General features: G+C 70.5%; 14 protein-coding genes. 6 read left to right on the top strand and 8 right to left on the bottom strand.

What is annotated here, in order from left to right:
• The first annotated feature begins 82 nt into the window (after positions 1 to 82).
• Positions 83 to 1,417 (top strand): trehalase family glycosidase, encoded by a 1,335-nt coding sequence (locus AB0E90_RS20610; RefSeq protein ID WP_360407624.1) that lies wholly within the window; start codon positions 83 to 85, stop codon positions 1,415 to 1,417.
• On the opposite strand, the gene AB0E90_RS20605 is transcribed toward AB0E90_RS20610, so the two are convergent.
• From AB0E90_RS20605 to AB0E90_RS20590, 4 genes are all read right to left on the bottom strand, one after another.
• Positions 1,414 to 2,499, bottom strand: coding sequence for an S-(hydroxymethyl)mycothiol dehydrogenase (locus AB0E90_RS20605; RefSeq protein ID WP_360407621.1), 1,086 nt, complete (start codon positions 2,497 to 2,499; stop codon positions 1,414 to 1,416). The two genes, AB0E90_RS20610 and AB0E90_RS20605, sit on opposite strands and share 4 nt — an antisense overlap.
• Positions 2,500 to 2,511: 12 nt before the next feature.
• On the bottom strand, positions 2,512 to 2,982 hold the full coding sequence (locus AB0E90_RS20600) for a MarR family transcriptional regulator (protein ID WP_360407618.1): 471 nt from the start codon (positions 2,980 to 2,982) through the stop codon (positions 2,512 to 2,514).
• A gap of 164 nt (positions 2,983 to 3,146) precedes the next feature.
• On the bottom strand, positions 3,147 to 3,536 hold the full coding sequence (locus tag AB0E90_RS20595; protein WP_360407615.1) for a cupin domain-containing protein: 390 nt from the start codon (positions 3,534 to 3,536) through the stop codon (positions 3,147 to 3,149).
• Between the two features lie 19 nt (positions 3,537 to 3,555).
• On the bottom strand, positions 3,556 to 5,262 hold the full coding sequence (locus AB0E90_RS20590; protein WP_360407612.1) for a sensor domain-containing phosphodiesterase: 1,707 nt from the start codon (positions 5,260 to 5,262) through the stop codon (positions 3,556 to 3,558).
• A gap of 375 nt (positions 5,263 to 5,637) precedes the next feature.
• Between AB0E90_RS20590 and AB0E90_RS20585 the strand changes: the two genes are divergently transcribed.
• The gene (locus tag AB0E90_RS20585; protein ID WP_360407609.1) at positions 5,638 to 7,242 is read left to right on the top strand and encodes a restriction endonuclease; all 1,605 of its coding nucleotides are present in this window, start codon (positions 5,638 to 5,640) and stop codon (positions 7,240 to 7,242) included.
• Between the two features lie 21 nt (positions 7,243 to 7,263).
• Positions 7,264 to 7,881, top strand: coding sequence for a septum formation family protein (locus AB0E90_RS20580; RefSeq protein WP_360407606.1), 618 nt, complete (start codon positions 7,264 to 7,266; stop codon positions 7,879 to 7,881).
• On the opposite strand, the gene AB0E90_RS20575 is transcribed toward AB0E90_RS20580, so the two are convergent.
• Positions 7,878 to 13,169 (bottom strand): arginase family protein, encoded by a 5,292-nt coding sequence (locus AB0E90_RS20575; RefSeq protein WP_360407603.1) that lies wholly within the window; start codon positions 13,167 to 13,169, stop codon positions 7,878 to 7,880. The genes AB0E90_RS20580 and AB0E90_RS20575 overlap by 4 nt on opposite strands.
• Positions 13,170 to 13,852: 683 nt before the next feature.
• On the opposite strand from AB0E90_RS20575, the gene AB0E90_RS20570 reads away from it, so the two are divergent.
• On the top strand, positions 13,853 to 14,770 hold the full coding sequence (locus AB0E90_RS20570; RefSeq protein WP_360407600.1) for a hypothetical protein: 918 nt from the start codon (positions 13,853 to 13,855) through the stop codon (positions 14,768 to 14,770).
• A gap of 29 nt (positions 14,771 to 14,799) precedes the next feature.
• Here AB0E90_RS20570 and AB0E90_RS20565 read toward each other — a convergent pair whose 3' ends face one another.
• The 3 genes from AB0E90_RS20565 to AB0E90_RS20555 form a co-directional block, all read right to left on the bottom strand.
• On the bottom strand, positions 14,800 to 15,063 hold the full coding sequence (locus AB0E90_RS20565; protein ID WP_360407597.1) for an AlpA family phage regulatory protein: 264 nt from the start codon (positions 15,061 to 15,063) through the stop codon (positions 14,800 to 14,802).
• Positions 15,064 to 15,136: 73 nt separating this feature from the next.
• Positions 15,137 to 15,922, bottom strand: a complete 786-nt coding sequence (locus AB0E90_RS20560; RefSeq protein WP_360407594.1) for an SDR family oxidoreductase — start codon at positions 15,920 to 15,922, stop codon at positions 15,137 to 15,139.
• Positions 15,923 to 16,040: 118 nt separating this feature from the next.
• The gene (locus AB0E90_RS20555) at positions 16,041 to 16,709 is read right to left on the bottom strand and encodes a hypothetical protein (RefSeq protein WP_360407592.1); all 669 of its coding nucleotides are present in this window, start codon (positions 16,707 to 16,709) and stop codon (positions 16,041 to 16,043) included.
• 992 nt (positions 16,710 to 17,701) lie between these two features.
• On the opposite strand from AB0E90_RS20555, the gene AB0E90_RS20550 reads away from it, so the two are divergent.
• Positions 17,702 to 18,988 (top strand): AAA family ATPase, encoded by a 1,287-nt coding sequence (locus tag AB0E90_RS20550; RefSeq protein WP_360408478.1) that lies wholly within the window; start codon positions 17,702 to 17,704, stop codon positions 18,986 to 18,988.
• Positions 18,989 to 19,026: 38 nt separating this feature from the next.
• On the top strand, positions 19,027 to 20,055 hold the full coding sequence (locus AB0E90_RS20545; protein WP_360407589.1) for a beta family protein: 1,029 nt from the start codon (positions 19,027 to 19,029) through the stop codon (positions 20,053 to 20,055).
• Positions 20,056 to 20,173: the final 118 nt, after the last annotated feature.

The raw sequence follows: 20,173 nt of genomic DNA, 5'->3' as shown, positions 1-20,173 counted from the left end.
AGGTTTGCCGGTTATCGCAGCGGAAAGGGTTTCTGATTAGATGCACGACGACCTGACCCCTCCCCCTGCCTCGAAGCCTGAGATGTCTGCCGAACTTTGGAACTCCGCGGTCCGTGTCCTCGACACCAACTGGGCCGGTGACCACATGGTCCCGTCCCGCCGGCTGTACCCCCATCAGTGGAGCTGGGACGCCGCCTTCATCGCCATCGGCCTCGCCTATGTGAACCCGACGCGCGCCTGGCGCGACCTGCGGAGCCTGTTCGAGGCGCAGTGGCCGGACGGCCGGGTGCCGCACATCGTCTTCGACCCGGCCACCGCCGAGGCCGACTACTTCCCGGGCCCGGCGTTCTGGAACGTGCCGGCCTACGCGGGCCGCGCGGCCAGGGGCAGCACCGGCATCGTCCAGCCGCCGATGCACGCGATCGCCGCCTGGGAGGTCTACCGGCACGCGGCCGCGCACGGCGCGAACTGCGCGCAGGAGGCCCGCACCGAGCTGGAATGGCTCTACCCCCGCCTGGTCGCCCAGCAGCGTTACCTGACCACCGACCGCAACCTGGGCCGCGGCGGCCTCGCCGGCATCGTGCACCCGTGGGAGTCCGGCCTGGACAACAGCCCGGCCTGGGACGAGGCGATGGCGAACGTGCCGGCCGACCTGGCGCTGCTGTCCCAGTACCGCCGCCGGGACCTGGACGTCTCGCACGCCGCGCACCGCCCGACCGACCTGGACTACTCGCGGTACGTAGGCCTGGTGCTCAGCTACCGGGCCGGCGGTTACGCCGACGACGGCCTGCTGGACCGGCACGCGCTCGCGGTCGAGTGCCCCGCGTTCAACTCGATCCTGGCCTCCGCCGAGCTGGCGCTGGCCCAGATCGCCGGGGTGCTGGGCCTGGCCGCCGAGTCGGCCACGCACCGCGACCGGGCCGGGCAGATCACCACCGCGATCGTCAAGCGGCTCTGGAACCCGGCGACCGGCCGGTTCCACGCGCTGGACGTGAAGACCGGCAAGCTGACCCCGGCGAACTGCGTGAGCGGCCTGCTGCCGCTGATGCTGCCGGACCTGCCGGCCGAGCTGGTCGAGGCGATCATGGCCGAGATGCGGTCGGAGCGCTTCGGGCTGCCGGTGCCGAGTTACGACCGCACCGCGGCCGACTTCGACACCATGCGTTACTGGCGCGGCCCGGTCTGGATCAACGTGAACTGGCTGATCCGGCGCGGTCTGCTGGTGCACGGTTTCCGCGACGAGGCCGAGGACCTGCGCGCCGCGATGGTGCGGCTGGTGCACCGCAACGGGCATTTCGAGTACTTCCACCCGACCACGGGCGAGGGCCTCGGCGCGCCGACGTTCAGCTGGACCGCGGCCCTCTCCCTTGATCTGCTGGCCGACCGCTCGGTGCCGGCCTATTCCAAGGCCGGTTAAAACAGAACGACCGAGCGGAGTACGCCTCCGCCGTGCATCTTGCCGAAGGCCTCCTCGACCTGGTCCAGCGTGATCTCCTCGGAGACGAACGCGTCCAGGTCGAGGCGGCCCTGCTGGTAGAGCGCGGTCAGCATCGGGAAGTCACGGGTCGGCAGGCAGTCGCCGTACCAGCTGGACTTGAGCGCGCCGCCGCGGCCGAACACGTCGAGCAGCGGCAGCTCGATGGTCATCTCCGGGGTCGGCACCCCGACCAGGACCACCGTGCCGGCCAGATCACGAGCATAAAACGCCTGCTTGTACGTCTCGGGCCGGCCGACCGCCTCGATCACCACGTCGGCGCCGTTGCCACCGGTGAGCTCCTGCACCGCGGTCACGACGTCTTTCTCGCGCGCGTTGATCGTGTGGGTCGCGCCGAAGCCGCGCGCCCATTCCAGCTTCTGCTCATCGGTGTCGACCGCGATGATCGTCGTCGCCCCGGCCAGGGCAGCGCCGGCGATCGCGCCGTCGCCTACCCCGCCGCAGCCGATCACGGCGACCGAGTCACCGCGGGTGACCCCGCCGGTGTTGATCGCGGCGCCGATGCCGGCCATCACGCCGCAGCCGAGAAGACCCACCGCCGCCGGCCGGGCATCCGCCGCGACCTTCGTGCACTGACCGGCCGCCACCAGCGTCTTTTCGACGAACGCGCCGATGCCCAGCGCCGGCGACAGCTCGGTGCCGTCTTCGAGGGTCATCTTCTGGGTGGCGTTGTGGGTGGCGAAGCAGTACCACGGCTTGCCGCGCAGGCAGGCCCGGCAGTTGCCGCAGACGGCCCGCCAGTTGAGCACCACGAAATCGCCCGGCGCCACATCGGTGACGCCCTCGCCGACCGACTCGACCACGCCCGCGGCCTCGTGGCCGAGCAGGAACGGGAAGTCGTCGTTGATGCCGCCCTCGCGGTAGTGCAGGTCGGTGTGGCACACCCCGCACGCCTGAACCTTGACGACCGCCTCGCCCGGACCCGGGTCGGGCACGACGATCGTCGCGACCTCGACCGGCGCACCTTTAGCTCGGGCGATCACGCCCCGCACTTTCTGACTCATTCGGCCAGCCTATTAGGCCTGGGGGCGGACCTCGACCGGAGTTTGCAGGAGAGCGTCGGCCAGCTTGGTCATCTGCCGGACCTGGGCCGGGCTGAGCCGGTCGAAGATCAGCTGCTGGACGGCCTCGGCGTGGCCGGGCGCGGACTCGACGAGCTTGTCGTAACCGTCGTCGGTGAGCACCGCGATCTGCACCCGGCCGTCCTCGGGGTCACGTTCGCGCAGGACCCAGCCCTTGCTCTCCAGCCGGGCCACCACGTGGGACAGGCGGGACAGCGAGGCCGAGACCTGTTTGGCGAGGCGGCTCATCGGCAGCCGGCGGTCGGGCCGCTCGGACAGGGCGGAGAGCACGATGTAACCCATGTGGGTGAGACCGGCGTCGCGCTGCAACTGTGCCTCGAGCGCGGCCGGGACCCGGACGAGGACCTCGACGCATCGGCGCCAGGCCAACTGCTGCTCGTCGGTCAACCATCTGGGCTCGTCCATGGTGGAAGGTTATCGGCAGACGGCCAGAAGTATCTCATTGGGGCAACGGACCGGCCGCCAAACGGGCACGCCGATCGATGTGATCGTGCGCCGCGAGTATCGTTCCGCTCCGCGTGTTGCCGGGACCGGCTGGCTGGGGGGCCTCGGCCGGTCCCGGTGACACGTCAGCTCTGCGGGGGCTCGTCCTTGCCGGCCTCCTCGAGGCGGTCCGCCTCTTCCTTCGTCTTGTGCACCGCACCCTCGGCGTGCTCCGGCGGGCCGTAGACGGTGTAGAGGACCAGCGGGTTGGGCCCGGTGTTCAGGAAGTTGTGCTTGTGGCCGGCCGGCACCACGACCAGGTCGCCCTGGGCGACCTTGCGTTCCTTGCCGGAGACGATGGCCTGGCCGACGCCGCTCACGAAGGTGAGGATCTGGTCCACCTCGTGGACCTCCTCGCCGATCTCGCCGTTGGGCGGGATGGTCATGACGACTAGCTGGGTGTGCTTACCGGTGAACAGAACCCGGCGGAAGTCGGGACTCTGCTCCGCGACGGTGGCGATCGTGAAGTGTTCCATACCGCAACGGTTACCCCGGTCAGGTGGTGGGCAACCGTCCGGAGAGCAGCGGAGCGGGGCGGCCGATCAGGTAGCCCTGGACGTAGTCGACGCCCAGCTCACGCAGCAGCCGCAGAGTCGGCTCGTCCTGCACGAACTCGGCCACGGTGTGGATCCCGTACGCCTGGCAGACCTGCACCAGCGCCCGCACCAGAACCTGGTCCTGGGGGTTCTCGACCAGATCCACGACGTACTCCCCGTCGATCTTGACCAGGTCGATCGGGAAGATCCGCAGGTAGCGGAAGGACGCGTAGCCGGAGCCGAAGTCGTCGAGGGCGAGCTCGCAGCCGAGGTCGCGGATCCGGTCGGCGAACCGGCGGGCCTCGGTCAGGTTGCCGATCAGCGCGGTCTCGGTGATCTCGAAGGTGAGCTGGCCGGGATTGACCTCGTACTCCTCGATCAGCCGCACCACCTCGTCGGTGAGCCGCGGGTCGCCGACCGAGCGGCCGGACAGGTTGATCTGCAGGCAGGTCTCCGGCTGCTCGTTCGCCACCTGCATGGCCCGCTCGACCACCCACAGGTCGATGTCGTAGACCGCGTCGAGCCGCTCGGCCGTGTCGAGCACCTGGATCGGCGACTGCGGCCCGTCGGCCTCGTCGAGCACCCGCAGCAGCAGCTCGTGCCGGGTGATCTCGTTGGTCTGCAGCTCCAGGATCGGCTGGGCATAGAGCGTGAACCGGTCGGTGCCGAGCGCGTCGGCGACCCGGGTGCGATAGGAGCCCTGCCGGTCGCGGACCGGCACCGGGTGAGCGACGAAGGTGACCGGCCGATCGGCCTCGCGGGACTGCCGCCAGGCGTGCTCGGCGTCGATCAGCACCTCGTGGCTGCCCGCCTCGGCATCCGGCGTGAAGCGCACCAGCCCGCCCCAGGCGCGGGCGCGCAGCCAGGTGTCGGGCAGCACGAACGTCTGCGAGCGCAACGCCTGGACCAGCAGTTCCGCCTCCCGGCGGGCCATCGGCCAGGAGGTGCCGGGCAGCAGCAGGCCGATCTCGCTCGGGCCGACCCGGCCGAGCCGGGCGCCCTCCTGCACAACGCCCTCGAGCACCCGCGCTGCACGATGCAGCAGGTCGGCGTTGCGGTCCGGCCGCACCCCGTCGCCCTCGAGGTGCTTCTCCGGCTGCACCCGGATGATCAGGACCGCGCCGCCGCCACGACGCTGGGACCGGTCGATCTCGTCGGTGAACCGGGCCCGGGTGAGCAGGCCGGTCGCCGGGTCGGGGTCGATCAGCGAGGTCTGCACGGTCTCGCCGCGGCGGGCCAGCCGGGCGATCTCGCGGCGGGCGCGCTCACGGGCGGAGACGTCGGTGACCGTGCCGCGGATGCCGCGGACCGTGCCGTCGGGACTCTTCACCGGTTCGAGCCGGCAGTCCACGTCGAACCAGCCACCGTCGGCGCGCATCAACCGCACGGTGGTCCGCACCGGGACCCGGCTCGTCCACGTCTGGGTGATAGCACCGAGCGCCTTGGCATGATCGTCGCGGTGCACGTAGCGGGCGAGGACCTTGCGGCTGACCTCGTCCTGAGTGGGTTGCCGGCCGACCATGGCACGAAGCTGCGCCGACCAGACGATCTGGTCGCCGTTGGCGGTGTAGGAGAACCAGGCGGGGCCGTGCACGTCGTCGGCGGGCGTGCGGGGTTCCGGGAGAATGGCAGGTGCCACCGTGCGGCGCTCTTCCGGCGCAGCCATCAGCCACTCACCTCCCCCACCGTGCCTCAACCCCGACCTATTACCACCCGTCACGGGCTCGATATAACAGGTCCCGGCTGCGTCAAAGTTTTGACTGGTCCGCCCCCGGACCCGCTAACTGCAGCTACTCGCCCGATCAGAGTAGGGAATCAACCGATCGGATGACCACTGCGCTGCGTAGTTTCGTGGGCGGATTAACGTCGAAACCATGACGGACAGTCACTGCTAGTGCTGACTGTGGAACCTTGAGCGACTCCTACCCCGCGACCATGCCAACCATGCACGGAAAGCTTCATCACAGCCGCGCGCAGTAACTAGATCCGTTAGCGGTGGATATGGTGGCCTTTGGACCTTCGCGAGCGAACGGACGAGTGCATGGGCATCATTCGGGACATGCAGCGGGCGCACGCCACGCAGGCGGCTGACGCGCACCGGGCGAACAATGCCGCCGCGCAGCAGCGCGAGCTGATCAGGCGAAACGCCGACCTGGCCATCGCCGCCGCCCAGCAGGCGGCGTCCGATGCGGAACGCAAGCGTGAGCACCGGCAGCTCTACATCGAAGCGCGGACCGCCGGCGCCGCGGCGGCCAACGCCGAGATCCGGGCCCGGATCAGCGACCTGGACTCGCTGCTGCTCTCCACCCTGGACGTGGACGATCACATCGACCTCGACCAGTTCAAGAGGCCGCTGGCGGTGCCGCCCTTCGACGCGGGCCCGCTCGCCCGGCCGCAACCCGAGCCGGCCTGGCAGAGCTATCTGCCGCCGCAGCCGCGCGGCGTCGGCAAACTCCTCGGCGGCGACCGGCTGCACCAGCAGCAGACGGCCAACGCCCGGAAGAACTACGAATACGCGCGGGCCCGGTGGGTGGAGGGCGAGCAGCGGCGCAAACGCCAGCTGACCCAGCGCAAGCAGGCGTACGAGGAGAGCCGGCGCGCCTACGAGACGAAGATGGTCGCCTACAACGCCGAGGTCGACCGGTTCGCCGCCGCGGTGGCCGGCGCCGACCCTGCCTCGGTGGTCGAGTACTTCGCCATGGTGCTCGGCAACTCGGTCTACCCGGACGACTTCCCACAGCACTTCCGCCTCGCCTTCCTGCCGAAGCAGAAGCACCTCCTGATCGAATATCACTTACCCCCGATCGAGGTGATCCCGGTCGTCAAGGAGCACCGCTTCGACCGGGTTCGCAACGACCTGTGCGCGATCCCCCGCGACGAGGACGAGATCCGCCGCCGCTATGTGGACGTCATCGCCCGGGTCACGCTGCGGACCATCCACGAGATCATCGAGGCGGACCGCGGCGGGCTGGTCCGGCAGGTCTCGTTCAACGGCATCGTCGACACCATCGACCGGCGGACCGGCCGTTTCGTGCGCCCGGTCCTGGTGTCGGTGCAGACCGAGCGGGAGACGTTCGCGGCGATCAAGCTGCGCCGGGTCGACCCGGTCGCCTGCGTCAAACACCTGCAGGGCGCGCTGTCGATCGCTCCCGACGAGCTGACCGCGGTTCCGCCGAAGATCGACTTCGACGAGGACGCCGACCGGGACTACACCGAGGAGTTCAACGTCCTCGCCGACATCGACGCGCGGCCCAACCTGGTCACGCTCACCGACGAGCAGTGGGAAGGGCAGATCGCGGATCTCTTCGGGGTGATGGGCCTGCTGATGGGCGAGCCGTCGCCGACCGCCACCGGGGTGCGCTGGACGGCCACCGATCCACGCCCGATCTTCGGCGGCACGGTGGTGCTGCACGCGATCCGGGGCGGGGCGGCGGGCGCCGGGGCGGTGCACGCCCTGGCCGGCGCGGTCGCCGCGGCCGGCGCGACCAAGGGCATCCTGGTCTCGCTGGGCGGCATCGACCCGGAGGCGTACGACGCGCTGGCCGGCCGTCCGCTCGAGCTGATCGACGGCCCAGCGCTGGTCACACTGCTGGCGAACCACTGCCGGATCAAGGCCCGCATCGAGCGGGGCAGTCAGCACGCCTAGAAACCGGTACCCTCCCCGGTCGTGATCGACCCCCCTCACTACTACTACGCGCCGAAGCCGGCCCCGGAGACGAACGGTCTGGCGATCGCCTCGCTCCTGGTCGGGTTCACGCCCTTCTTCCCGGTGTCCGCGGGCCTCGGGATCGCCGCGCTCGTGCAGATCCGCCGCACCGGGCAGGCCGGCCGTGGCCTGGCGATCGGCGGGCTGGCCGCGTCCGGCTTCTGGTTCGTGGTCATCTGCCTGTCGGTCGCGCTCGGCGTCGTGATCGGGGTGCGGGCGGGCCTCAAGGACGACAAGGCCGCCGACCAGCCCGCGCCACGCACGTTCATCGTCGGAGAGTGCCTGAACGACCTGAACGGCGATCTCGAATCGGTGCCGTGCGGGCCGTCGCACGAGGGCGAGGTGTACGCGACCTTCGACCTGCCCGCCGGCCGGTACCCCGGTTACGACACCGTGATGGCCCAGTCGAAGAGTCGCTGCGGCGGCGAGATCGCCATCTACCTGGAGGATTCGACCTATCCGGCCGCGGTCGACTACATCTGGCTCTACCCGCCGGAAGACTCCTGGCGGCAGAGCCGCACGGTCACCTGCATCGCCTACGGCCGAGGCGGCGACCTGGTCGGCTCGATCCGCGATTAATCATCCAGCAGCGCCGGCAACATCGTGGCCAGCAGGGCCCGGTCGCTCGCGCGGCCCGGCTGGTACTCGGTGATGCCCAGCCCGGCCAGCGGGAACCGCTCGGTCAGCGACCGCACCGCGGTCACGAGCTGATCGGGCGTCATCCCGTCGGGCTCGGGCGCGCCCACCGAGGTGAACGTCTCCGGGTCGAGCACGTCGAGGTCGATGTGGATGTAGATGGCCTTCGCCGCGCCGACCGCCTCCAGCAAGAAGGCGGGCTCCACCCGGGCGATCCCGGCCGCCTCGATGTAGTCCTTCTCGGCCGGGTCGAGCGCCCGCACCCCGGCCAGCACCACCTGCTCCGGCCGCAGCGTGCGGTTCGGCAGCAGGGCGGCCGGCCCGTCGCCGAGCAGCGTGCGCAGGACCATGCCGTGGAAGGCGCCGGACAGCGAGGAGTCGGGTGTGTTCAGGTCGGCGTGCGCGTCGAACCAGACCACCACGAGACCGTCGCCGTGCGCGGCCAGCGCCGCCTCGATCGGCGCGATCTCGACGCCGCAGTCGCCGCCGACGGTCACGGTGGGCGGCTCGAAGCCGACGGCCCGGATCGCGGCCAGGTTGCGGGCCAGCAGATCGGTCGACGACGGCTCGTCCGGGATCGGCACCCGCACCCGCTTGTCCCCCGGCACCAGCGCGGCGAGCTCGGCCGCGCCCACCGCCAGCCGGCGCGCGGTCGGCGAGCCGGAGCCCTGCCACTGGCCGACCTCCAGAACCGTCCGGCGCGGCACCGGAATGATCTCCAGCTCCTCGATGCGCTGCCAGACCGGGCGCATCGCCGCCTCCGGCTCGCGCGCGAAGATGCTGCCTCGGATGCGCACGAACACGCAGTTGCCGACCCGTTCGAGGACGGCCTGCCGGCGCATGTCGCTCTCCCACTGCTCCGGTCCGTGATAGCTGTCGCCGTCGCACTCGATGGCCAGCCGCCGCCCGTCCGGCGCGTTCAGCACGAAGTCGATCCGGTAGGCGCCGATCTTGAACTGCGGCACCGGCCGGAACCCCCGCCCGGTGAGCCGCTTGTACACGTCCCGTTCGAAGTCGCTCTCGCAGACCGCCAGATCCTTCGGAAGATCAACTTCAAAGACGTTGCTTGCGTACGTCAGGAGCAGCGCTCGCGCATCGTCGGCAAGAAGCGACGACGCCCGTACCGAATGGAAGATCCACAGCTGGTCCCGGGCGCGGGACGCGGCCACGTTGATCCGCCGGTGGTATTCGCGTTTCGTGAACGCGGCCACCCGCGGATCGTTGTCCGACACCACCATGGACACCAGCACCACATCGCGCTCGTCGCCCTGGAACGTGTAGGCGTCGCCGACCCGCATCCGCCGAGCCTGGATCTCGTCCTCGCCGATCTCCTCGCGCAACAGGTGCAGCAGGTAACCGGCCTGCCCACTGGTGCTGAGCAGCGAGATCACACCCAGCGTCTTGCCGGCGTAATCCGGATTCCGCACGATCGCCGCCACCTGGGCGACCAGCGCCGACGCCTCGGCCACGTTGACATCGCCGAAGCCGGACAGCGACTGCCGCACCCCGTCGCCGAGGAAGACGGTGCGGATCGGCGCGAGCGACGGCCGGTCCGCCCGCAGCGGCATGATCTTGCCGTCGTAGTAGTGCCGCGACGAGAACTCGATGATCTGCGGCACGCAGCGGAAATGCTCGGTCAGCAGGATCCGCTGCGGCGACCGGCGCACCGCGTGGTCATAAAGCGACGACTCCGGGTCGAAGTGCTCGGCCGACGGCACATCGACGAGATGGCTGTGGATCAGCCCCGACACCGAGCCGACGAACCCGAGTTGCGGCCCGATCTGCTGGTCGTCGCCGACCACCACGGCCCGCTCGGCCAGCGACAACACCGGCAGCGAGAACAGATCGGCCTGGGACGCCTCGTCCACGATCACCACGTCGAAGTGGGCGCCGCCGGCGAACTGCTCGATCGCCCGGTCCACCGACATGACCCACACCGGCACGGCCTCGACCGCCGACTCCATGTGCCGCTGCGCGTGCGCCTGCCACGCCGCCGCGTTGCGCCCGGTGCCCTTGCCGATCTTGCGCAGCGCGGTGGTCCAGTCGGCCAGCGCCGCCTTGCGCCGGTCGTCGAGACTGCGCGCCACCTCCAGCCACGCACTCGCGACGACCAGGTCGGCGGTGCGGCGGCGGATCTTCTCGCGGGCATTTTCCACCCGCTTGGCCAGCACCGCCGGGTCGACACTGCCGATCACGTCGTCGAACCAGGTCTGCGCCCGCCGCCACGACCAGGCGTCCAGACACGCCTTTCCGGAAACCGGCGGCACCCGGCCGGCGTCGATCGCGGCCGCCCACACCGGAGCCTCCTCGGCGAGGCGATCGCGCAGCTCGACGCACCTCTCCGCGGCCGGCCGGAGCGCGGCGAGCCGGCGGACCTCGGCCAGCTCGGCATCCCACCCGGCCAGCGTCGACCAGGCCTCCAGCAGCCTCGGCCAGGCCGCGAGCCGGGCGGCCACCTCGGCGTCCGCGGCGACCAGCGCATCGAACTCGGCAATCGCCGGCGCGGCGTCGAGCAGGCTCTCCACCGCGGCCAGCGCCGCCGGATCAAGGTCAAGATCATGCTGCGGTACGAGGTGGGAAAGGCGCTCCGCGAGCACCGGCCAGTGCTGAACGTCCCAGTCCAGCGACTGACCGGCGTCGGACAGCAGCATCCCGGCCCAGATCTCGGGATCGCCGGACGACGGCGTGCCATGGCCGGCGCCCACCGGCGGCACGGAGCTCCCGGGTCCGGGCGGGACCGGGATCGAGAGCCGGTCGATCCACTCCGACCAGTGGCCGCCCAGCCGCAGCCGGGCCTGCTGGCGGCGCACCCAGGCGGCGACGACGTCGACGTCCTCGGCGGTGCGCAACGGCTCGTCGTCGACGCGTACCTCGTCGGCCAGCTTCCACAGCGGCGCCTGCAGGAGCCGGCTCAGGGAGCGGCCGGCCGCGAAGCGCTGCCGGATCTCGGCGAGCTGCGCGAGCAGACGCTTCGGCTCGCGCGCATGGCTCTCGGGCACCGTCACGCGGTGGCCGGCCAGCTCTCGGGTCAACGCGGCCAGCTCGGCCAGCAGGATTTCGGTCGCGGCGACGTGGTCGGACCAGACCGCGCGCCAGTGCGGATCGTTCAACAGCCGGCCGAGCCGGTCGGTCCACGCCCCCTCGCGGCGGCGCAGCCAGGTCAGGGCGTCGCGGACGTCGGCGCGTATCTGATCGAGGTCGTCACGGCGTACCTCATCAATTGCCAGACCCGCGGCAGCCAGCTCAGCCACCCGCCCGGCCAGGGTTTTCTGCTCCTCGCGCCGCCTTCTCGTTTCCGCCTCGTCCGGGAGGTCGGCCGTTTCCGGCAGCGGCCGCAGCGCGGCCCGCCGGTCGGCCGGCGACAGACCGGCCGCCAGTTCCAGCAGCGTGCCGAACTCCTCGCCGGTCAGCGGCGCATTGCTGACCAGCTGATCGGGGATGCCGCCGTGCGCCGACGCACGCTCCCGCAGCCAGGCCCCCACCTCGACCGGCGTCATCGGCGCGCCGTCGATCGCGAAGGTCACCGCCTCGCTCTCGGCGATCGCCCGCAGGCCGCCCAGGGCCGTCGCCAGCTCCCGCTCCGCCTCCTCGAGCAGGCCGGTCAGCCGCTCCACCCGGCGGGTCTCGGCCTCCTTGTCCAGGGTGGCGGCCCGGTCGGCCAGCTCCCGCGCGGCCAGTTGCAGCTGCACCAACTGGTCGGTGGTGCGGCCCAGCACCGCCAGGCACAGCGCCCGGATGCCCTCCGGCAGGCCGTCGCGGAGCACCCGCAGCGGGTCCTCTTTCTGCGCCACCACCAGCACGCGCTTGCCGTTCGCCATCAGATGGCAGATCAGGTTGCGGATCGTGTGCGTCTTGCCGGTGCCGGGCGGCCCCTGCACAGCCACGTTGCGGTGCTGGGCCAGCCGGCGGGCGATCGACTCCTGCGCCTCGTTCGTCGGCAGCGGCATGAGCAGGCGCTCGCCGACCCGCTGCCACTCCTCCGGCCGGTCGTCCGGCATCCGCAGCTTCGACGGCTCGTGCGCCACGATCGCACTCAGCGCGCCGATGCTCGACGTGTCGCCGGCCAGCAACCGATCACGCAGGCTCTCCAGGAAGCCCCGCAGCAACCGCTGCTTCGGCCGGGCAAAAAGGACACCGACGTCGGCGATGTGCGGCTGCGTGGTCTCGGTGCGCCCGTCCGTCACCAGCCGGTCGTAACCGAGGCGGCCCAGCGCCCGCTCGAACAGCTCCCGCCGCTCCAGGTCGTTCCACAGATCGACCTCGAGCGTGCCGGCCGGCCCGGCCAGCGCCAGCAGCTGACTCAGGTAGCGCTCGTCGAGGCCGGCCAGCGCATCGGTCTGCAGCCGGGACGGCCCCGCCGGCGACACCGTGACCAGGGAACTGTCCGGTTCGTAGTCGATCAGCACCGGGGTCGCGATCAACGGGTAACGAACCTTCTCGCCGTTGATCGTGGTCTCCAGCAGGCCATGGCCCCAGACCAGCTCGGTGGTGGCCGCGGTCATGTCGACCTGATGCATCAGATCGAACAGCTGCCGATGCAGCACCCGCGTCTTCTCAGCCTCACCGGTCACCCGAGCCCACGGCCGCCAAACCTGATCCCGCCAGCCCTCAAACTGATCCTGATCCGCGCCGGCTTCGTCACCCGGACCAGACCCAGCGGTTGCGGCTCCGCTCGAAGCAGACCCGGCAGCTGCGTCTCCGCGCTTCACCGGCCCGTCGGCAGCGGCTCCGCTCGAGACCGGGCCGGCGGTTGCGGCTCCGCGCGAGGCAGGACCGGCGGTTACGGCTCCGGGCGCGACCGGGCCGGCGGTTGCGGCTCCGCGCGCGCCGGGACCGGCGGTTACGGCTCCGGGCGCGACCGGGCCGGCGGTTGCGGCTCCGCGCGAGGCAGGACCGGCGGTTGCGGCTCCGGGCGCGACCGGGCCGGCGGTTGCGTCAGCGTTTGGGGAGGGCTCGGCGGTTGCGGTGACGTCGCCGCGGAGGCGGCGGCGCAGCTCCGCCGGCACCGCGACCGGCGGCGGGAGGTCGGGCAGACCGACTCGCAGCCAGGAGGTGCCGTCGGCGGCCGGGCCGATCTGGCAGGCCGGATGATCAGGCAGTGCGTCGAGTCGGTGGGCGTCGTTCGGCACCGTGCGGGCCGGGCGTTCCATCTGGGCGCGGACGGCGAGAAGGTAGTCGGCGACCGCGACGGCCCGATCACGGATCGTCGTGGGCGACTCAAGCTCAGCCATCCTCCAAATTCTAGGCGGCCGTGTCGCGCCCGTGCCCGGCGCGGACCGGCGGGTCGCGGACCGCCCTTAACCTTGGGCTCCCCTGGCCCCACCCGTTAAGGTGGCGCGGCTGATCTCCATCCGAGAGCGGGACGACGTTGACCGACAACCGACCGGGCACCTCCGACAACGAGCAGCCACCCGCCGCTCCGCCGCCGGTCGATCCGCTGGCCGTGCCCGGCCCGATGGCACCACCGGTCGATCCGCTGACACCGTCGGCGCCGGTCGATCCGTGGAGCGGGATGACCAGCTCCTGGCAACAGTCACCCAACCCCTGGGCCATGCCCGGTTCCGAGACGGCACCGCCCGCCCTGTGGGCCACACCGCAGACCGGCCCTGGACAACCGGCACCATGGAATGCACCGCAAACCGGTGCAGGACAGCCCGGACCGCAAGCCGCGCCACACGCCGGCGCCGGACAACCCGGGCCGTGGAATCCATCGCAGACCGGCGCGGGCCAGCCCGGACCGTGGAACCTGCCGCAGAGCGATGCGGGGCAACCGGGACCGTGGAACCCGCAGCAAGCCGGTGCCGGGCAGCCCGGAGCGTGGACCGGGCCCGACCCCTATTCCGCTGCTTATCCGCACGCCGGAGCTACGCCGCCCGGCGCCGCTCCGCTCTACCCGCCGCCGGGATATGGCCAGATGCCGCCGCCCGGCTATCAGCACTATGCGCCGCCGCCCGGCTATCAGCACTACCCGCCGCCGCCCGGCCACCAGTACTACACGCCCGGCTACGGCGTTCCGACGTTCCGGCAGTTGCCGACCGCCTTCTATGCGAGCCCCGACGATCCGCTGGTCAGTGCGGACCTGTCCGGCTGGTGGACGCGTAGCTTCCGGCTGGTGCGCGCGGCCTGGCGGCCGATCGCCCTGTTCGAGCTGCTGGCCGCGATCCCGTTGATCATCTTCCTGATCCAGGTGGAGATCCAGACCAACAGCGTCGTCACGATGCTGGATTCCGCCGACATCGACTGGGGCGGAGTCCTCCGCAACTACGCCCTGATGGCGCCGACCTTCCTGATCGCCCTGGTATTCAGCATGATCGCCACCCTGGCGTCGCTGCAGGTGCTGGTCCAGCAGGCGACCGGCCGCCCGCTCTCGATCGGTGAGGCACTCAGGACGGCGATGTACCGCCTGCCCGCCCTGATCGGCTGGGGCATCCCGGCCGGCCTGATGGTCCTGGCCGGCATCGCCGCTTGTTTCTTGCCCGGCATCTACCTGCTTCTGGTGATCGCGACCTTCCCGACCGTGGTGCTGCTGGAACGAGGCAACCCGATCAGCCGGGTGTTCGCCCTGTTCCACGCCGACCTGGGCGCCTCGTTGATCCGCGCCCTGGTGACCGGCGCCGTGATCTACGGCCTGCAGATCGGCAGCTCGATCATCACCAACCCGATCACCGCGATTGCCGGCCAGTCCACCGCCACCACGATCGTCACCCAGGTGATCGCCGGCCTGATCACGGCCGCCGGCACGGCCCTGGCGGCCGCTTTCCAGCTCACCACCTACGCCGACCTGCGCGCCCGCTTCGAGCCTTTCTCCACCGCTTACCTCCTCCCCCGATAACCCGCTCGCGACCCGGGTGCGCGGCGGATCTAGGCGTCGGTCCGGACGAAGTCGGCGCTCAGGTCGCGGACCTCGTCCTCGAACGACTTTCGCCGCGCGGCCCGGCCGACGGTTCCGCGTCGGTCGGCCAGCCAGCGCTCGATGTCGCCTAGCAGCCAGAGCTTGCCCTGCGCCAGGGTGGCGACCGGTTTGGGGAAGTCGGAGCGGGCAGCCAATTGGTAGACCCGCTGCCGGCTCACACCCAGCAGCTCTCGGACCTCATGGGCGCCGGCCAGACGAATCGGTTCTTCCATGCGTACGACTATAGTCGTACGACAAGCTGCTTGTTGCTTTTCTCCGTGCCAGATCGGCGGAGAAAATGCCTCCTCAGGCCTCTTCCGGATCGCGGCCCACCGCCGCGCGCCCACCGTCGACCGGGACGATCGCGCCGTTGACGAAGGCCGCCTGCTCGGAAAGAAGAAAGGCGACCACGTCGGCGACCTCGGCCGGGCGGCCCATCCGGCCGACCGGTTGCAGCAGGCTGATCTCGCGGGCGAAACGGTCCCGCTCCACGGCGTCGAGGGCGGCGAGATGCGCGTCCGAGCGGTCGGTGGCGATGGAGCCGAGGGCCACGGCATTGACGCGTACGCCGGAAGGTCCGTAATCGACCGCAAGCGCTCGCGTCACGCCTTCGATGGCCGACTTGGCCGTCGCGTACGCGAAAGCGCCCCGCACCGCACGCTGCGCCTGGTGGGAGGAGACGTTGACGACGGCGCCGCCGGCGCCGGCCGCCAGGAAGTGGCGGATCGCCGCGGCGCAACCCACCACCACCGGGTCGAGGTTGCGGCCGATCAGGCCGATGACCTCGCGCGCGGGCGTCTCGTGCAGCCAGGCATCCCGGAAGATCGCGGCATTGTTGACCCAGCCGCGCAGCGGCGCGAGCTTCGCGGCGGCCCCGGCCGCCTCGGCGGCCACCCGCTCGTCGGCGGCATCGCCGATGATCGGCACCAGCCGATCGGCGGCCGGATGATCGGCAAGCCAGTCGAGCGCCCCGGGATCGAACTCGACGATCGCCACCGCGGCACCGGCGACGACCAGCCGCTCGACGATCGCGCGCCCGACGCCGCGACCGCCACCGGTGACCACATACGAGTCCGTCAGATCTACGTTCACCCGACCATTCTCGGCCACCCGCCGGCCGGGTGAGCGAGGTCCGTTCCTCTGCCCGCCCCGGCCGTTCCCCGAGGCGGAGCCAGGGCCGTTCGGCTGGGCGCCTGCGGGGAAAGGTCGATCAGGGGAACTGCATACGACGTGGGCGGGGGATCACGGGTGGCGGGAGCGGTAGGTCGTCGAGGTGGCTCCAGAGCAGGTGACCGTTGTCGGTGGACTTGATCTCACCGAGACAGGCCCGCAGCAGACCGAGATGCGGCGCTCCGGCAAAGCCGGCGATGACCACCTCGGGCTTCGGATCGATCTGCGCGATCGCCGCGCAGATCTTGGCTACCTCGCGTTCGTCGACGGCGTCGAGCGGGAGCGGGGCCTCGGCCTGAGAACGCCGCCAGGGCGGACCGAAGCGGCGCAGCAACTCTCGGGCGAGCCGGCCGAACGAGCGGCCGACCTCGACATCGCGCATGGATGTCTGGGCGGACTGGCCGTAGCACCACGGCACCACGACGTGTCCGTTGATCACGACAAGCTGATAGATGGACTTAGGCACACTGATGATCTCGGCGCCAGGGAGCGTGCCCAGGAAGAGCACGAGCTCCTCGTAAGGAAGCGGCCATCGCGGATTCGCGATCACTCGTTCCATGGTCTGCGTCATAGCGGGGTGAGCGTTGACCTCGCGGTCGATCGCGGTGCTCAACGCCTCGGGGACCCGGGTCCACAGTTCACCGGCAACCTTGTCGCCGAACTGTTCGACCACCCACTCGCTTGGACCGACCAGAACGTCTGGGCGCATTCGTTACCACCACCGTCCGTGTCGCTGGCGTTACTGCTGGCTTAGAAGAGTTCCACTTCCGGTGATCGACTGGAAGGGTCGGCTTCTCACATCGCAGAAACGCTCATGAATGAAAACGAGTGCGACGAGCAGAACTAAGCCACGACGACGGAGCTGCAGGTCCAGAGGCTGCGAAACATGCAACTTGCACGGCGAACCGCACGTGCAAGTTGCATGCCGGCCTCGTTTTTCAACCCGCGAAGACAGTGAATCACTCGCATATTTCAGAGCGGTGACCATCACGCAAACATCCACTCACAGTGACGATCCAAAAGCCTCTCACCTGCGCGAAGACATAGACGAAACCAATACTCCAGAAATATGGGCGCGCTCCCATACGGAGCCCGGAGATCCACAGTGGTCGCCCGCACCACCCCCGCGCCGCGCTCTCCCACCGAACCGCTGCCGGGTGCCCAACAAGCCAGCTGTCAGATTTCCGTCAGAAGCCCCGATGACCGGGCAGTTCGCGCCTTACGCCCCTTTCCACAAACCACACATCCCACTGTCCACATGCAACTCGGACCACAAGATCAAGCCCCACATAATGAGACCGAAGATCAAGAATGCGGCGCGGCAGACGGCCACCGATCACGATTCCGAACTCAAAGCAACGCTGTTCGGCGTCCGGGCCTGACTCCCATGCGTGCGGCCTGCCCGAAATCCTGAAAAACGGGGGCTCATCGGCAACCAAAGACCCCTACTTCAAGGGAACCGGGAGCAGTCCAGATGCGTCCGTCCAGCTCCAGGTCAACCAGGTCGCCCGGGTCGAGCCGACGGTCACCGTGACGCGTTCATCGGGGCTGCGGGTGCCGGCTCGCAACTGCGCCAAGCGCGGACAGTTAGCGCGACTGGATCGCGCGCGCCTTGAAGCCCGCCTCCCAATCGCTCGCGGGAGCCCCGGGTTGCGAAGCGCCGGGCCGCCGGCGCGCTACCGTGCCGGGGTGAGTGGGAACATGCTGGTCAGCCCGGCCGCTGAGGCGGGGCGGGTGGTCGAGGCGGTGCTGCGTGATCTGCGCAGCGGCGACCACCGGGGGGTGGTGGTCGACTCGCCGCCTGGCGCAGGGAAGTCGACGCTGGTGGTGCGGGCGGCGGGTGAGCTGGCCGCGACCGGGGCGCCGCTGATGATCGTGGCGCAGACCAACGAGCAGGTCGACGACCTGATCGAGCGGCTGGGCGCCCGGTCGCCCGAGGTGCGGGTGGGGCGGCTCTCGGCGGTCGACTACGAGCCGTCCGAGCGGGTCAAGGACCACCCGGCATGCCGGGTGGGACCGAAGGTCGCGGATCTGGGTTCACCGGCGGTCACTATCGGTACGGCGGCCAAGTGGGCCACCGTGGCCGACGGCGTCTGGCCGTGGGCGATCGTCGACGAGGCGTACCAGATGCGGTCCGATGCGCTGCTGCGAGTGGCTTCGCGGTTCGAGCGGGCGCTGTTCGTGGGCGACCCGGGCCAGCTCGACCCGTTCTCCACGGTGGAGGTCGACCGCTGGACCGGCCTCTCCTGGGACCCGATGCAGAGCGCGGTCGCGGTGCTGCTGCGGCACAACCCGGACCTGCCGCTGCACCGCCTCCCGGTGTCGTGGCGGCTGCCGCACTCGGCCGCGGGAGTGGTCGCGGAGGCGTTCTACCCGTTCACCGGGTTCCGGTCGGGGACCGGGCCGGGCGATCGCACGCTGGCCTTCGCCAGCGGGAAGGAAGAGCTCGACGACGTGCTCGACACCGCCGCGGCGACCGGCTGGGGGCTGCACCGGCTGCCGCAGCGGTTCACGATCCGCACCGACGCCGAGGCGGCCGCGGCCTGTGCCGCGCTGGCCGCGCGGGCGGTGGCCCGGCAGGGCGTCACGGTCTCCGAGGCGGGCGAGCGGCCGCTGACCGCGCAGCGCATCGCGATCGGGGCGGCCCACCGCGACCAGGCGGCGGCGATCCGGGCGCAGTTGCCGCCGGAGGCCGCCGGCGTCACCGTGGACACCGCCAACCGGCTGCAGGGGCGGGAGTACGACCTGACCATCGTGCTGCATCCGCTGTCCGGGCGGCGCGACGCGACCGCCTTCCACCTGGAGTCGGGGCGGCTGTGCGTGCTGACCTCGCGGCACCGGCACGCATGCGTGGTGGTGGCCCGGGACGGCATCGCCGAGCTGCTCGACGAGCATCCGTCGACCGAGCCGGTGCACCTCAACGTGCCGGTGAAGTTCCCGGACGGGTGGGAGGCAAATCAGGCGATACTCTCGCATTTAAATCGATGAGTGTCGCTAATCCGACAAGAGGCCGCTACGTTGAGTGAATGGCGGTCTTCACGACGGCAGGGTCCATTCGCGACGACACCTACCGTCCCATCCTGCGCCCGCGCCGCGGTGAGCTCGCGGCCCTGACCCACCTGGCCGCCGAGGACGCCGCCCGGGTGACACCGATCCTGGAGCTGGAACCGGGGCCGAGCATCCTGCCGTTGATCCGGCAGCTGCCACCGCGGACCGGCGCGATCGCGATCGACTTCGGCGGCCTGCCCAAACCGGTCGATCCGTTCGAATCACCGTCGGTCGACCTGGCCGAACAGTTGGCGGACCTGGGCGTGGCCATGTTGCCGGTGCTCCGCCCGTACGAAAGCAATCGTCGCCTGATTGCCCACGGCCTTGCTGCTCGAATGCACCTGCGCCGCGCGGTTCTGCGGCTTCAGCCGCATGTCGACGCCGGGAATCCGGCGGAGGCGACCGAGGTCGCCGAGCGTCTGCTGCGCGGCACCGGGCTCGAGGTCGAGGAGATCGACCTGCTGATCGATCTGGCCGAGACGGCCTGCGTGTCGCACGCGGACATAGTGGAGGAGCAGTGCCGGCGGGTGTTGCGCTGGGCGCGGGGCATGCCCTGGCGGTCGGTGAGCGTGGCGTCCGGCGCGATGCCGGCCAATCTCGACGAGCTGCCGACCGACCTTCCGGTGCAGCTGGGGCGGCTCGACGAGCGGGTGTGGGCGCGGCTGGGCGAGCCCGGGATCGGCTATTCGGATTACGGCGTGACCTCGCCGGTTCGCCGGCTCGGGGTGCAGCGGCACCGGCAGTTGCCGACGCTGCGGTACACCGCTTCGCACGACTGGTGGATCTACCGCTGGTCGCGCCGCGGTGGGCGCAGCGACGACCGCTGTCAGGACCTGTGCCGCACGCTGGTCCGCTCGCCGCACTGGCCGGCCGAGGGCGCCCGGTTCTCCTGGGGCGACGCCGAGATCGCCCGTCGATCGCGCACCGCGCACGGCGGCGGCAGCTCGGCGAGCTGGATGTCCTGGAGCACCTCGCACCACATCGCGCACGTCCTCTCCACCCGATAACCGCCGAAACTTGTCGTACGCTTGTGCCATTTAGCGGGTTGGTGTGGGTAGCTCTAACGGGTTGATGGCGCACAAAAAGGGCGGCACGCAAGGGGTCGGTGCTCGTTCGACGGTTGCT

This window comes from Actinoplanes sp. NPDC026619 (genome assembly GCF_040638295.1).
Classification (GTDB): domain Bacteria; phylum Actinomycetota; class Actinomycetes; order Mycobacteriales; family Micromonosporaceae; genus Actinoplanes.
Note: the sequence above shows the minus strand (reverse complement) of the source record. Positions and strands in the feature narration are given on the sequence as shown.

Coding starts and splice junctions, on each gene's coding strand:
- AB0E90_RS20565 (WP_360407597.1), bottom strand. CDS start 15,063: ATGGAAGAACCGATTCGTCTGGCCGGCGCCCATGAGGTCCGAGAGCTG.
- AB0E90_RS20545 (WP_360407589.1), top strand. CDS start 19,027: ATGGCGGTCTTCACGACGGCAGGGTCCATTCGCGACGACACCTACCGT.
- AB0E90_RS20555 (WP_360407592.1), bottom strand. CDS start 16,709: ATGCGCCCAGACGTTCTGGTCGGTCCAAGCGAGTGGGTGGTCGAACAG.
- AB0E90_RS20570 (WP_360407600.1), top strand. CDS start 13,853: ATGCCGCCGCCCGGCTATCAGCACTATGCGCCGCCGCCCGGCTATCAG.
- AB0E90_RS20590 (WP_360407612.1), bottom strand. CDS start 5,262: ATGGCTGCGCCGGAAGAGCGCCGCACGGTGGCACCTGCCATTCTCCCG.
- AB0E90_RS20585 (WP_360407609.1), top strand. CDS start 5,638: ATGGGCATCATTCGGGACATGCAGCGGGCGCACGCCACGCAGGCGGCT.
- AB0E90_RS20595 (WP_360407615.1), bottom strand. CDS start 3,536: ATGGAACACTTCACGATCGCCACCGTCGCGGAGCAGAGTCCCGACTTC.
- AB0E90_RS20605 (WP_360407621.1), bottom strand. CDS start 2,499: ATGAGTCAGAAAGTGCGGGGCGTGATCGCCCGAGCTAAAGGTGCGCCG.
- AB0E90_RS20550 (WP_360408478.1), top strand. CDS start 17,702: ATGCTGGTCAGCCCGGCCGCTGAGGCGGGGCGGGTGGTCGAGGCGGTG.
- AB0E90_RS20600 (WP_360407618.1), bottom strand. CDS start 2,982: ATGGACGAGCCCAGATGGTTGACCGACGAGCAGCAGTTGGCCTGGCGC.
- AB0E90_RS20610 (WP_360407624.1), top strand. CDS start 83: ATGTCTGCCGAACTTTGGAACTCCGCGGTCCGTGTCCTCGACACCAAC.
- AB0E90_RS20575 (WP_360407603.1), bottom strand. CDS start 13,169: ATGGCTGAGCTTGAGTCGCCCACGACGATCCGTGATCGGGCCGTCGCG.